Source organism: Litoreibacter albidus (assembly GCF_900107015.1).
GTDB lineage: Bacteria > Pseudomonadota > Alphaproteobacteria > Rhodobacterales > Rhodobacteraceae > Litoreibacter > Litoreibacter albidus.
The window spans coordinates 31,755-44,087 of record NZ_FNOI01000004.1 but is presented as its reverse complement, the minus strand read 5'-3'; the positions used below and the strand labels follow the sequence as shown (position 1 = coordinate 44,087).

The following is a 12,333-nucleotide window of genomic DNA, read 5'->3' as shown; positions in this document are numbered from 1 at the left end:
GGCGCAATGTAACGCAAGAATTGGGGGAGTTCTGCGCAATTAAAAATAATTCAAAGCGCTTTGAAAATGTGACAAATGGTGGGATGAATTCCCTGTATCGTCATAAGAATAAGGGGGAACGAAGCGTTTTGTTTCCCCTATCAATATCCGCGCGAAGGGTGCCGCCACGTCATGCTCTGATCGGGGAGGGAAAGGGCTACAAACCTTTGGCGACCTGATCGCGAAGCGCCTTCAGTTCCGCAATTGATTCCTCAATCTGTTCGCGGCGGCTAATCAACTCCCCCATCTGTTTGTCCGCAAATTCGACGACGGCTTCCATCTGGGCGCGGTTCTGGTGGTCGGAGTTGTACATGTCCAGCCATTGGCGAATCTCTTCCAGCGAAAAGCCGAACTTCCGCCCGCGCATAATCAGCTTCATCCGTGCCACTTCGCGCGGGTGATAGAAGCGGGCGCGCCCGTCGCGTTCCGGCTGTAAGAGTTCGATATACTCGTAATACCGCAGCGTCCGGGGCGTCACGTCAAACTCGGCGCACATTTCCTTAAAGGTGAGGCGGGTGTCGGACGGCATAAACTACTCCCATGTACCATGAAACGGTTTGCGTTCGTTTCATCTTGGCATAGCCGTTCGTGCCAATCCAGCAGGTGATGCGATTGAATTTTTGGCGCATGCCGCTTTCCACGGCTTGGACATGTCAAAGAAAGCTGCCACAGATAGCGCCATGGATACTAAAAATGACCGCACAAAGATTGCTCGGCAATTTATCGAAGCTATTCCGCACTCCCGCGCGTTGGGGATGACGCTGGATGACATCGGGGAGGGCACGGCCGCCCTGTCCATGCCGTATGACGAGCGTTTCATCGGGAACCCGTCGACTGGCGTGATCCACGGCGGCGCCGTGTTCGCGTTGATGGACACTTGCGGAGGCACGGCGGTGATGTCGCACGCGGATGCGCCCACGGGAACTGCAACGATCGACCTGCGCATCGACTACATGCGTGCCGCAACGCCCGGACAGCGTATCCGCGCCAAGGCCGTGTGTTATCACGTCACGCGCTCTGTGGCGTTCGTGCGCGCAACCGCGCTTGATGATGACGACGACAATCCCGTGGCCTCGGCCACAGGGGCCTTCACCTTCCAGCGCGCCAAGGGGGCCTAAGCCATGCGTAAGCCAGAGCCGGTCCAAGTCATCAAAACCCGCCGCGACGCCGCCCTGCGCGGCTTGGTCGAAAGCGTGCCCTACATCCAATACCTCGGTGTTCAGTTCGACCGCCGCGGGGACGAGCTGACGGCTGTGTTGCCCTACCGCGAGGATCTGATCGGCAACCCGCTCCTGCCTGCGATCCACGGCGGCGTGACGGCGGCATTTTTGGAGATCACATCCATCATCGGTCTGACATGGTCCACCCTTTGGGCGGATATGGAAGACGGCAAGCTGGAGGGCGAGACCCTGCCAGCCATGCCAAAGACCATCGACTTTACCGTTGACTATCTACGCACTGGCCTGCCGCGCGACGCCTATGCGCGCGCGCGGGTGAACCGGTCAGGGCGGCGCTACGCCTCCGTGCATGTGGAGGCATGGCAGGACAACCGCGACCGTCTGTTTGCGCAAGCGACAGGGCATTTCCTGATGCCATCCCGCGACGATGGCTGACAGCCTCACCCACGGGCGCGTTCTTAAGATAGCGCTACCTATTGTCATCTCGAACGCCACGGTCCCCATACTGGGCGCCGTCGACACGGGCGTCGTGGGCCAGTTGGGCCTCGCCGCGCCGATTGGGGCGGTAGGGATCGGGGCGATCATTCTATCAGGCATCTACTGGCTGTTCGGCTTCCTGCGCATGGGCACCGCCGGTCTGACCGCGCAGGCCCACGGGGCGGGCCAAACCGGCGAAGTGTCGGCAATGCTGTCGCGGTCCCTGATGATCGGGCTGGCCGCTGGCGTGGTCATCATGGCGCTGCAAATCCCGCTGTTCTGGGGCGCGTTCCAACTGTCCCCCGCTAGCGCCGAGGTCGAAGGGATGGCGCGCGACTACATGGGCATCCGCGTGCTGTCCGCCCCCGCCGCCATCGCGCTGTTCGGCATCACCGGCTGGCTAATCGCGCAAGAGCGCACGAAAGCCGTGCTGGTTATGCAGCTTTGGATGAACGGTCTGAACATCGCCCTTGATGTGCTTTTCGTGCTGCAACTTGGGTGGGGTGTCGAGGGCGTGGCCTTCGCGACCTTCATTGCGGAGTGGAGCGGCCTCGGGCTTGGCTTATGGCTTTGCCGCGACGCGTTTCGCACGCCCGCGTGGAAAGACTGGCCCCGCGTGTTCGACCGCGCGCGCCTTGGGCGCATGGCCTCGGTCAACACCGACATCATGCTGCGCTCTGTCCTTCTGGAGGCAGCGATTATCTCCTTCTTGTTCTTTGGCGCGGACTTCGGCGATGTGACGCTGGCCGCCAACCAGATATTGCTGCAATTCCTGCACATCACGTCCTACACGCTCGACGGCTTTGCCTTCGCAGCGGAAGCCCTTGTGGGGCAAGCCTTAGGGGCCAAAAACCGCCCGCGTCTGCGCCGCAGCGCCTATATCACGTCGCTTTGGGGTGTCATTGTCACGGTGGGGCTGGCTGCGTCCTTCGCCCTGTTTGGTGGGACCATCATCGACATCATGACCACCGCACCGGAGGTGCAGTCCGCCGCGCGCAGCTATCTCATCTATATGGTTTTCGGGCCGGTGCTGGGGGTAGGGGCCTATATGCTCGACGGTATATTCATCGGGGCCACGCGCACCCGCGACATGCGCAACATGATGGCGGTGTCCTTCGCCGTTTACTGCGTATCGCTGGTCATCTTGCTGCCGGCTTTCGGCAACCACGGGCTGTGGCTCAGCCTGCTAGTCTTGTATATCGCGCGGGGCATTACCCTAGGGTTGCGCTACCCCGCGCTGGAGGCGGAAGCCGCCTAAAGCCAGTCGCCGCGTCCAGTGCCAACGGCGTCCGCCACGGTGTCAAAGCCGTTGCGTTCCAGCAGTGCGTCCAAGCCGTGGGCGATTTCCCCCGCCAAGGACAGCCCGCCATAGACGAGCGCCGTATAAACCTGCACCGCAGATGCACCGGCGCGGATTTTGGCATAGGCCTGCTCCGCAGAGCCAACGCCGCCAACCCCGATCAACGGCATCGTACCGTCCAGCAATTGAGAGAGCCGCGCCAGAACGCGGGTGCTTTTCTCGAACACCGGCTGGCCGGACAACCCGCCAGCCTCGCCCTTGTGAACGGAGGTCAGCCCGTCGCGTGACAAGGTGGTGTTGGTCGCAATAATGCCCGATAGGCCGCTGGCCACCGCGACCTCGGCGATTTCCGCCAGCGCCGCGTCGTCCAGATCGGGGGCGATTTTCAAGAACACCGGAATGGGCACGCGCAACTCCGCGCGGGCGTCCATGACCCCAGCCAGCAAAGCCGACAGCGCGGCCTTGCCCTGCAAGTCACGCAGCTTTTCGGTGTTGGGCGAGGATACGTTAACTGTTGCGAAATCCACATGCGGCCCGCAGCGGCGCAGCACGGTGGCGAAGTCCTGCGCGCGGTCGGTGCTGTCCTTGTTGGCCCCTAGGTTCAAGCCAACGGGGATGCCCACCACACGCGCGGCCAGCCGCTCCGCGATGGCGTCCATGCCGTCGTTGTTGAAGCCAAAGCGGTTGATCGCGGCCTGATCCTCGCTCAGCCGGAACAGCCGCGGTTTCGGGTTGCCCGGTTGCGGGCGCGGGGTGGCCGCGCCAACCTCAACGAAGCCAAAGCCCGCTTGCGCCAACGGGCCGACCACCTCGGCGTTCTTGTCAAACCCAGCGGCAAGGCCAACGGGGTTGGCCAGTTCCAGTCCGGCAACAGTCGTGCGCAAACGGTCGGAGCGCACAGGCCCGTGACCGAACCCAAGCCCCATCTTCAACGCGGAGATTGCCAGCCCGTGTGCCCGTTCCGGATCAACGCGGTGCATGCCCGCAAGGGCGATCCGTTCCAGCATCTTCATGCCATATCATCCGGAAATACGTGGGCCGCGCCGTCCCACGGCAGGGCCGCGTTGCCTGTTACCTCGGCCAGCAGCCAGTCGCGGTAGAGGTGCGGAAACTCCGCCCCGCCGCGTGACACTTCCCACTTCAGCGCGGCGTCCTGCGGCGCAGCCCCCCAGACCAGCCACAAATCTTCCTGCCCCGCGAAATGCTTCGCGGCGGTTTCGCGGGCTTGCGCGGCGGTGGAGAAATGGATGTAGCCGTCCGTCAGGTCGATCGGGGCGCCGGTAAAGCGGCCGCTGGCCTGAAACTCGGACCACGCGTCGGCGGTCATGATCTTGTAAATATGCATGCGCTCCACATGCCCGTTGCCCGATATTTGGTCAAGTCATAGACCTGTCACAGGATGACGCTACGCCAGATGAACACAGGGCTTTGACTCCGCGCAGCAATAGCGCCACTCTGTTGTTAGAAATCCAATTGGGGGACCATCCAAATGCTAAAGACCCTTCTTACAAGTGCAGCGGCACTGACGCTGACCACAGGAATCGCGGCGGCTGATTATTCGCTGACCATCCTGCACACCAACGACTTCCACGCGCGCTTCGAGCCGATCAGCAAGTACGACAGCGGCTGCTCCGCCGAGGACAACACCGAAGGCAAGTGCTTTGGCGGCTGGGCCCGCTTGGTCAATGCGGTCAAAGATGCCCGCGCCCGCACCAACAACTCCATCCTTGTGGACGGGGGTGACCAGTTCCAAGGCACGCTGTTCTACACCTATTATAAAGGCAAGGTCGCGGCCGAGATGATGAACGGCCTCGAGTATGACGGCATGACCGTCGGCAACCACGAATTCGATGACGGCCCAGAAGTTCTGGCCGGCTTCATGGACTCGGTTGGTTTTCCGGTGCTGATGTCCAACGCGGATGTGTCCGGCGAGCCTGCGCTGGCGGGCAAGCTGATGAAATCCGCAGTGATCGAGCGCGGCGGCGAGAAAATCGGCCTGATCGGCCTGACCCCGCAAGACACGCCTGATCTGGCGTCGCCTGGTAAGAACATCACCTTCACCGACCCGTCTGACGCGGTTCAGGGCGAGGTCGACAAGCTGACAGCCGAAGGCGTGAACAAGATCGTCGTGCTCAGCCACTCCGGCTTTGTGGTGGATAAGATCGTTGCCGCAAATACCACGGGCGTTGATGTGATCGTTGGCGGCCACTCCAATACGCTGCTGTCGAACACCCAAGAACGCGCGGTCGACGTCTATCCGGTTATGGTCAACGACACGGCAATCGTTCAGGCTTACGCCTACGGTAAGTTCCTCGGCGAATTGAACGTGACCTTTGACGATGACGGGAAAATCACCGAAGCCAAGGGTGAGCCTATCCTGATCAACGGCGAAGTGGCCGAAGATGCCGCGATCCTGTCGCGCGTGTCCGAACTCGCGGGGCCGTTGGATGAAATCCGCAACAAGGTCGTGGCGCAAGCTGATGACGCGCTGAACGGCGACCGCGACGCCTGCCGCGTTGAGGAATGCTCCATGGGCAACCTGATCGCAGAGGCAATGTTGGCACGGGTTAAAGACCAAGGCGTGAGCATCGCGATTGCCAACTCAGGCGGCATCCGTGCCTCCATCGACGCGGGCGAAGTGACCATGGGCGAGGTGCTGACCGTACTGCCGTTCCAAAACACGCTCTCCACATTCGAGGTGTCCGGCCAGACAGTGATTGATGCGCTGGAAAATGGCGTCAGCCAAGTGGAGGAGGTCAAAGGCCGCTTCCCACAGGTCGCAGGGCTGAAATTCAGCTGGGACGCATCCGTCGCCCCGAATGAAGGCCGCATCCAATCGGTGTCGGTACAAGACGGCGACGCATGGGTAGAGATCGACCCAGCCGCGACCTACAAACTGGTGTCCAACAACTTCGTGCGTGGCGGTGGTGACGGGTTCAAAATGTTCGTAGACGCAGCAAACGCCTACGACTTCGGCCCCGATGTGGCGGACGTGCTGGCGGAATACATGGCCGACAACGGCCCTGTAAAAGCCTTCACCGACGGTCGTATCGTCAAGAAGTAATCAGGCAATGGCGGCGCGCGCGGGGCAATCCGCGCGCACCGCTTATACCCCGAACAGCAAAAAGCCCCGCCATTTCTGGCGGGGCTTTTTCGTCCGAAAAGTCGCTGACGTTTAGTTCTGCGATGTGTTGTTGCCGTCACCAGCACCGGACAGCTCGAAGCACTCTGGTGCTTCGCCAGTCTCTACGGAGCCGAAGGCACCTTTGTATTCGACATGCTGTGAGGACTGGAAGCACATGCTCATGCCTGCTGGCACGACCACTTGCTTTGTCGCACCGGGTTGGATCGGGCCGGTTGTCCAGCTGCCATCAATGGCCGTCACGTCGTGAACGACTTCTTCCTCGTTACGGAAGAAGATAGCCTCGCCGGAAGATGCCAAAACCATCGGAGGGAAGAAAACGCCACCTTTGATGTCCACGCGGCGCTCTGTCAGCGGGTCGCCTAGGCCAATGTTCTCTTCTTCGCTGCTGTCACCGGTCGCACCAGCAATACCTGTCGACAGGGCTAGGGCACATGCGGCGCAGCTCATCATGAATTTACGCATCTTTTAAGTCCTCACGGGTTACTTTTGCGGCGATCTCGTCGCTAAATATCTAGGCAAGGTTAATGCACTTAGATTGGGGCAAGATTGGGGCATTTGGGGGCCAGCGCGGAAACAGCCCGTTGCCAAAACGCGAACAAGCGGGCGGGGCGTCTTTGGCAAAAATGTTTAGCTTTGCGCGAAAGGCGCCAACATATCCCAGCGAAACTCCACCCCTGTGCCGGGCGCGTTCGGGGCAACGGCCATGTGATTTTCAATCACCACGGGGCGCGTGGTGTAGCGCTCAGTCGGGAAGGAATGCATCTCGATCCAGCCCGCGTTCTCCTGCGCCGACACAAGGCTCACGTGCAACTCCTGCATCCCGTGAGAGCAGGGCAGGATATTGTTCGCACGGCACAACGCCGCAACCTCTAGCCAGCCGGTGATCCCGCCGCAGTTGGAGGCATCCGGTTGTAGATAGCTAAGCTTGGCATCCGCCACGGCATATTCAAACTCGTGGATGGTGTGCAGGTTCTCCCCCATCGCCAAAGGCATGCCCGTGGCGTCGGCGATGCGGCCAAAGCCTTTGTAATCGTCGGGGATGGTCGGTTCTTCAAACCACATGAGGTCGTATGGCGCAAAGGCGCGGGCCGCTTCAATCGCCTGATCGACGCTCATCGAATAGTTGGCATCCACCGCGAAGGCCACATCCGGCCCGATCATGTCGCGCACGGCTGCCACACGGGCGATGTCCTCGGCCAAGCTCGGTTGCCCGATCTTGATCTTCACCCCGTTCAATCCACGGTCCAGAAACGCCTGCAAGCTGTCCAGCAGCTTGGGCAGGGGGAACCCCAGATCAATCCCGCCGCCATACGCCTTGCAACGGTCCGACGCGCCGCCCGCCATTTGCCGCAACGGCTGCCCCAGCGTTTTGCCGCGCAAGTCCCAAAGGGCGATGTCCACCGCCGAGATGGCAAAGGCGGCAATGCCGCCGCGCGCCACATAATGCACATGCCACTGCATCGCATCATAAAGCGCCTCAACGTCGCTGGCGTCTTGTCCCACGATAAACGGCGTCAGGTCGTCACGGATCATCGCCGCAATCGCGCTGCCGCCCTTGCCGCCGGTGTAGGTATAGCCGGTGCCGGTCGTGCCATCTTCCAATGTTACGGTGGCGGTGATGAGTTGGAAAAAGTGGTGGTCGCCATGTTTGGCGTCCACCAGCACCTCGTCCAGAGGCACGTTAAAAAGCTGCGTCTGGACCGAGGTTATTCTCATAGGTGGGCACATTCCGGCACGGGCGTTTTCAAGGTGCCGTCCGCTTTCCACTGCAACAGGTTGTCGACCGTCAACGCCCCCATCGCCGCGCGCGTCTCATGCGTGGCGGAGCCCACATGCGGCAAAAGCACCGTGCGCTCCGACGCTTTCAGCGCGTCGGGGATATGTGGCTCCCCCTCAAACACATCAAGCCCCGCAAGCCCCAGCTTGCCGCTCTCCAAGGTCGCAATCAGCGCGTCCTCATCCACGACGGACCCGCGCGAGACGTTGATCAACATGCCCTTCGGCCCCAAGGCCTCCAACACGTCCTTGTTCACGATCTTATTGGTCGACGCGCCGCCCGGTGTGATGCACACCAGCACGTCGCAGGCTTTCGCCATCTCCACCAGATCGTCGTAGTAAGTATAGGGCACGTCTTTCTTGGTGCGCGTGTGGTACACGATTGTCGGGTTGAACACGGCCAATCGGTCCGCGATTTCCTGCCCGATGCGGCCCAGCCCCAAAATGCCGATGGTCTTGCCATCCGGTGAGGTCGAGAGCGGCGCGCCGCCCTTGGCCTCCCAATCGCCGGAGCGCGCCCATGCTTCGTCGTGGCGGAAGTTGCGCAAGCCCGCGAGCATCAAGAGCAGCGTGGTGTTTGCAACCTCGCCGTTCAACACGTCCGGCGTGTGCGAAACTTTGATGCCCCGCGCCACGCAGGCGTCCGTGTCCACCGCGTCATAGCCCACGCCGTAGCCGGACACTGCCTTCAGGTTCGGCAACGCCGCCATGATGGCAGGCGACACCCCGTCGTGGCCGTTGGTCATCACCGCTTCGACGCTGGCGCCATGCTCGGCGGCCCAGCTGTCAAAATCGGCAATCTCCGACAGTTTGTGAACGGTGAATTCCGGCGTCAGGCGCGACATCATCTCCTCCGTCGCGCCACCAATCATCAGCAGATTCGGGGTGCTCATGCGTCCTCACCAACGGTCTGGCGTTGCACGCCCAGACCTTCAATCGTCAGCTCCATCACGTCGCCCTTCTTCAGGTAAACCGGATCCGGCTTAATCCCCATGCCCACACCCGGAGGCGTGCCCGTGGTGATCACATCGCCCGGATGCAGGGTCATCAGCCCCGATAGGTGCTCAATAATCTGCGCCACGGTGAAGATCATCGTGTTGGTGTTGCCCGTCTGCATGCGCTTGCCGTTCACGTCCAAAGACATCGCAAGGTTCTGCACATCGCCCACCTCGTCTTTTGTGACCAGCCAAGGCCCCGTCGGCCCGAATGTGTCGCAGGATTTGCCCTTGGTCCACTGGCCGGTCAGCTGTGTCTGGAAGTGCCGCTCCGACACGTCGTTCACAACGCAGTAGCCCGCCACATAGTCCAGCGCTTCCGCTTCGGAGACGTATTTGCACTCCTTGCCGATCACCACACCCAGCTCGACCTCCCAATCCGTGTGGGTAGAGCCGCGCGGCATCACCACGTCGTCATATGGCCCCACAATGGCGGAGTTCGCCTTGAAGAACAAAATCGGGTGCTCCGGAATTGCGGCTCCGGTTTCCGCCGCGTGGTCGGAGTAGTTCAGCCCGATGCACAAGAACTTGCCGATGTTGCCAACGCAGGCCCCAAGGCGCGGGTTGCCCTCGACAACAGGCAGCTTGGCAGGGGCGATCCCCTTCAGGGTCGACAGCACCGCGTCGCTCAAATGCGCGCCGTCGATATCCTTGACGTGGCCGCTAAGGTCGCGCAATGCGCCGTCCGCGTCGATCAGGCCGGGTTTTTCTGCGCCCACGGCGCCATAACGTACAAGTTTCATCTCAATTCCCCCTTAGTGGTTGTCACGCGGCATGTATTTGCGCGCGATGTCTTGGTATTTCGTGGCCCCGTCCAAGGTCATCCCTTCGGAGAACGGGCGAACCATGGCGCGGAAAATTTCCTGCCACGGTGTTTGGCTGTCCGGCACCTCGATGGAGCCATTCACCAGCTTTTCGGCGCGCTCTTTCAGCGTCGCGTCATCCACCAGCATGTCGGCGGTGCATTTGCGCAAATCAATGCGCAGGCGGTCGCCGGTTTGTACCAGCGCCAACCCGCCGCCATCCGCAGCTTCCGGGGATGCGTTCAAAATGGACGGCGATCCCGACGTTCCCGATTGCCGTCCGTCGCCCACGCAGGGCAGGGCGTGAATGCCCTTCTTCAGCAGATAGGACGGTGGCCGCATGTTCACGACCTCCGCGCCGCCCGGATAGCCCTTCGGCCCCGCGCCGCGCATGATCAAAATGCAACGCTCGTCGATGCCAAGGCTCTCGTCGTCGATCTTGTGGTGAAAGTCTTCCGGCCCGTCGAACACAATCGCACGCCCCTCAAAGGCCTCGGGGTCGTCGGGGTTCGACAAATACCTTGTGCGGAACTCCTCGGAGATCACGCTGGTTTTCATAATTGCGCTGTCAAACAAGTTGCCCGACAGGTTGATAAAGCCCGCGTCTTTCAGCATCGGCGCGTCGATTGAATAGATCACGTCGTCGTTGCCCGTCAGCACGCCGCCGCAGTTCTCGGCCATGGTTTTGCCGTTGGCGGTGATCGCGTCGGGATGCGGCAGAAGGCCGGCTTTCAAAAGCTCGCCAATCACCGCAGGCACGCCGCCCGCGCGGTGGTAATCCTCGCCCAGATATTTGCCCGCAGGCTGCAGGTTCACCAGCAAAGGCACCTTGTGACCTATGGACTGCCAGTCATCATTGGTTAGCTCAATGCCTAAGTGTTTTGCCACCCCGTTCAAATGGATCGGCGCATTGGTCGATCCCCCGATTGCGGAGTTGATAACCACAGCGTTTTCAAAGGCTTCGCGCGTCATGATGTTGGACGGGCGCAAGTCTTCATGCACCATCTCCACGATGCGCTGCCCCGTGTGATAGCTGATCTGCCCGCGCTCGCGGTAGGGCGCAGGGATCGCCGCGGCACCGGGCAATTGCATGCCCAAGGCTTCGGCAAGGGAGTTCATCGTCGTGGCCGTGCCCATGGTGTTGCAGTAACCCACGGACGGGGTGGAGGATGCCACCAAATCCATAAAGCCGTCGTCGTCAATCTCGCCCGCCGCCTGCATCTCGCGGGCCTTCCACACGATGGTGCCCGAGCCCGTGCGCTCGCCGTTGAACCAGCCGTTCAGCATCGGCCCGACACTCAGCGCAATCGCCGGAATGTTGACCGTCGCCGCCGCCATCAACAAGGCGGGGGTGGTCTTGTCGCAGCCGATATTCAACACAACCCCGTCAATCGGGTAGCCGAACAGCGTCTCGACCAAGGACAGATACGCAAGGTTGCGGTCCAGCATCGCGGTGGGCCGCTTGCCGGTTTCCTGAATGGGGTGGACCGGAATTTCAATCACCGTCCCGCCCGCTGCAATCACCCCGTCGCGCACGCGCTTGGTCAGCTCGATGTGATGGCGGTTGCAGGGGCTCAAGTCCGATCCGGTCTGCGCAATCCCGATGATCGGCTTGCCGGATTGCAGCTCCTCACGGGTCAGCCCGTAGTTCAAATACCGCTCCAGATAGAGCGCTGTCATTTCCTGATTGTCAGGGTTGTTGAACCACTGCTGTGATCTCAACTTTGATTTCTCGACCATCTTCATATCCCATTAAGGTTAACGCGGCCCATCTGAACGAAGGCCCCTGTTTCCATTTGGTTAAAAATACTCAAATTCCGCCGCTAGCCGGACCACCCGCCGTCAATGATGTGCGGCTGACCGGTGGTGAACCCGCTCTCGTCGCTCGACAGATAAACAACCAAGGCCGCGATCTCGTCGGCGGTGGCGATGCGGCCCATGGGTTGGCGCGCGACAAACTGCTTCTTGGCCTCTTCATAGCCGCCAACCTGCTCGCCAAGCGCGTGCAAACGCTCCTCCAGCGAGGGGCTTTCCACCGTGCCGGGGCAGATGCAATTGCACCGGATGCCCTTGGTGATGTAATCCACCGCGACCGATTTTGTCATGCCGATCACCGCCGCTTTGGTGGTGCCATAGATGAAGCGGTTCGGCGCGCCGATGACGCTGGAACAGGCGCTCGACATGTTCACGATCGACCCGCCGCCGCGCTCCAGCATCCCCGGCAAGGCGGCCTTCATCATCCGCCACATGGAGCGGACATTCAGGTCAAATGCGAAGTCCCATTCGTCGTCCGTGGCGTCGATTGCGGTGCCGTGATGCACGAAGCCCGCGCAGTTGAAAAGGACGTCCGGTTTGGCCCGCGAAATGCCCTCGTGAACCGAGGCGTCATCGCGCACATCCAAGGCGAAAACTTCGATGTTCTCATGGGTCAATTCCGCCAAGGCGGCGGCGTTCACATCCGTGGCGAACACCTGTGCGCCCGCGTCCGCCATGGCCAGCGCCGAGGCGCGACCGATCCCTTGCGCTGCCGCTGTGACAATAGCCCGCTTACCGGCAAGTCTTTGATTGCCCATGATAAATCTCCATGAATAATTCGGTTTCCGACCTGCAGTCAGGACGT

At 61.1% G+C, this 12,333-nt stretch carries 13 protein-coding genes; 4 read left to right on the top strand and 9 right to left on the bottom strand.

Features of this window, described 5'->3' with window-relative positions:
• Nucleotides 1-196: 196 nt before the first annotated feature.
• Complete coding sequence (locus BLW66_RS10635; protein WP_089947139.1) at nt 197-568, bottom strand: MerR family transcriptional regulator; 372 nt, start codon at nt 566-568, stop codon at nt 197-199.
• 151 nt (nt 569-719) lie between these two features.
• Here BLW66_RS10635 and BLW66_RS10630 point away from each other — a divergent pair, with 151 nt between their 5' ends.
• From BLW66_RS10630 to BLW66_RS10620, 3 genes are read left to right on the top strand one after another with little or no spacing between them, the layout of a single operon-like run.
• On the top strand, nt 720-1,157 hold the full coding sequence (locus BLW66_RS10630) for a PaaI family thioesterase (RefSeq protein WP_089947426.1): 438 nt from the start codon (nt 720-722) through the stop codon (nt 1,155-1,157).
• Nucleotides 1,158-1,160: 3 nt separating this feature from the next.
• The gene (locus BLW66_RS10625; protein WP_089947138.1) at nt 1,161-1,652 is read left to right on the top strand and encodes a PaaI family thioesterase; all 492 of its coding nucleotides are present in this window, start codon (nt 1,161-1,163) and stop codon (nt 1,650-1,652) included.
• Complete coding sequence (locus BLW66_RS10620) at nt 1,645-2,952, top strand: MATE family efflux transporter (protein WP_089947137.1); 1,308 nt, start codon at nt 1,645-1,647, stop codon at nt 2,950-2,952. Before BLW66_RS10625 ends, BLW66_RS10620 begins: the two co-directional genes overlap by 8 nt.
• Here the strand turns inward: BLW66_RS10620 and BLW66_RS10615 are convergent.
• A complete protein-coding gene (locus BLW66_RS10615) occupies nt 2,949-4,007 on the bottom strand; it encodes a quinone-dependent dihydroorotate dehydrogenase (RefSeq protein ID WP_089947136.1) in 1,059 nt (352 codons plus the stop codon). The two genes, BLW66_RS10620 and BLW66_RS10615, sit on opposite strands and share 4 nt — an antisense overlap.
• Nucleotides 4,004-4,339, bottom strand: coding sequence for a DUF952 domain-containing protein (locus BLW66_RS10610; protein WP_089947135.1), 336 nt, complete (start codon nt 4,337-4,339; stop codon nt 4,004-4,006). Before BLW66_RS10610 ends, BLW66_RS10615 begins: the two co-directional genes overlap by 4 nt.
• A gap of 144 nt (nt 4,340-4,483) precedes the next feature.
• Between BLW66_RS10610 and BLW66_RS10605 the strand changes: the two genes are divergently transcribed.
• Nucleotides 4,484-6,058 carry a bifunctional metallophosphatase/5'-nucleotidase gene (locus BLW66_RS10605; protein ID WP_089947134.1) on the top strand — a complete coding sequence of 525 codons (1,575 nt, stop codon included), beginning with the start codon at nt 4,484-4,486 and terminating at the stop codon, nt 6,056-6,058.
• 111 nt (nt 6,059-6,169) lie between these two features.
• Here the strand turns inward: BLW66_RS10605 and BLW66_RS10600 are convergent, their stop codons facing one another.
• The 6 genes from BLW66_RS10600 to BLW66_RS10575 all read right to left on the bottom strand — a co-directional run bounded on the left by BLW66_RS10600 (nt 6,170) and on the right by BLW66_RS10575 (nt 12,286).
• On the bottom strand, nt 6,170-6,601 hold the full coding sequence (locus BLW66_RS10600) for a cupredoxin domain-containing protein (RefSeq protein WP_089947133.1): 432 nt from the start codon (nt 6,599-6,601) through the stop codon (nt 6,170-6,172).
• A gap of 165 nt (nt 6,602-6,766) precedes the next feature.
• Nucleotides 6,767-7,855 (bottom strand): mandelate racemase/muconate lactonizing enzyme family protein, encoded by a 1,089-nt coding sequence (locus BLW66_RS10595; RefSeq protein WP_089947132.1) that lies wholly within the window; start codon nt 7,853-7,855, stop codon nt 6,767-6,769.
• Nucleotides 7,852-8,808 carry a 2-hydroxyacid dehydrogenase gene (locus tag BLW66_RS10590; RefSeq protein ID WP_089947131.1) on the bottom strand — a complete coding sequence of 319 codons (957 nt, stop codon included), beginning with the start codon at nt 8,806-8,808 and terminating at the stop codon, nt 7,852-7,854. The genes BLW66_RS10595 and BLW66_RS10590 overlap by 4 nt, the downstream gene beginning before the upstream one ends.
• Nucleotides 8,805-9,653 carry a fumarylacetoacetate hydrolase family protein gene (locus tag BLW66_RS10585; RefSeq protein WP_089947130.1) on the bottom strand — a complete coding sequence of 283 codons (849 nt, stop codon included), beginning with the start codon at nt 9,651-9,653 and terminating at the stop codon, nt 8,805-8,807. The genes BLW66_RS10590 and BLW66_RS10585 overlap by 4 nt, the downstream gene beginning before the upstream one ends.
• A gap of 12 nt (nt 9,654-9,665) precedes the next feature.
• On the bottom strand, nt 9,666-11,459 hold the full coding sequence (locus tag BLW66_RS10580; RefSeq protein ID WP_089947129.1) for an IlvD/Edd family dehydratase: 1,794 nt from the start codon (nt 11,457-11,459) through the stop codon (nt 9,666-9,668).
• A 77-nt stretch (nt 11,460-11,536) separates the two neighbouring features.
• Nucleotides 11,537-12,286 (bottom strand): SDR family oxidoreductase, encoded by a 750-nt coding sequence (locus BLW66_RS10575; protein ID WP_089947128.1) that lies wholly within the window; start codon nt 12,284-12,286, stop codon nt 11,537-11,539.
• Nucleotides 12,287-12,333 lie beyond the last annotated feature (47 nt).

Excerpts from the sequence above, each read along its gene's own strand:
- BLW66_RS10635 (WP_089947139.1), bottom strand. The coding sequence starts at position 568 with ATGCCGTCCGACACCCGCCTCACCTTTAAGGAAATGTGCGCCGAGTTT.
- BLW66_RS10630 (WP_089947426.1), top strand. The coding sequence starts at position 720 with ATGGATACTAAAAATGACCGCACAAAGATTGCTCGGCAATTTATCGAA.
- BLW66_RS10625 (WP_089947138.1), top strand. The coding sequence starts at position 1,161 with ATGCGTAAGCCAGAGCCGGTCCAAGTCATCAAAACCCGCCGCGACGCC.
- BLW66_RS10620 (WP_089947137.1), top strand. The coding sequence starts at position 1,645 with ATGGCTGACAGCCTCACCCACGGGCGCGTTCTTAAGATAGCGCTACCT.
- BLW66_RS10615 (WP_089947136.1), bottom strand. The coding sequence starts at position 4,007 with ATGAAGATGCTGGAACGGATCGCCCTTGCGGGCATGCACCGCGTTGAT.
- BLW66_RS10610 (WP_089947135.1), bottom strand. The coding sequence starts at position 4,339 with ATGCATATTTACAAGATCATGACCGCCGACGCGTGGTCCGAGTTTCAG.
- BLW66_RS10605 (WP_089947134.1), top strand. The coding sequence starts at position 4,484 with ATGCTAAAGACCCTTCTTACAAGTGCAGCGGCACTGACGCTGACCACA.
- BLW66_RS10600 (WP_089947133.1), bottom strand. The coding sequence starts at position 6,601 with ATGCGTAAATTCATGATGAGCTGCGCCGCATGTGCCCTAGCCCTGTCG.
- BLW66_RS10595 (WP_089947132.1), bottom strand. The coding sequence starts at position 7,855 with ATGAGAATAACCTCGGTCCAGACGCAGCTTTTTAACGTGCCTCTGGAC.
- BLW66_RS10590 (WP_089947131.1), bottom strand. The coding sequence starts at position 8,808 with ATGAGCACCCCGAATCTGCTGATGATTGGTGGCGCGACGGAGGAGATG.
- BLW66_RS10585 (WP_089947130.1), bottom strand. The coding sequence starts at position 9,653 with ATGAAACTTGTACGTTATGGCGCCGTGGGCGCAGAAAAACCCGGCCTG.
- BLW66_RS10580 (WP_089947129.1), bottom strand. The coding sequence starts at position 11,459 with ATGAAGATGGTCGAGAAATCAAAGTTGAGATCACAGCAGTGGTTCAAC.
- BLW66_RS10575 (WP_089947128.1), bottom strand. The coding sequence starts at position 12,286 with ATGGGCAATCAAAGACTTGCCGGTAAGCGGGCTATTGTCACAGCGGCA.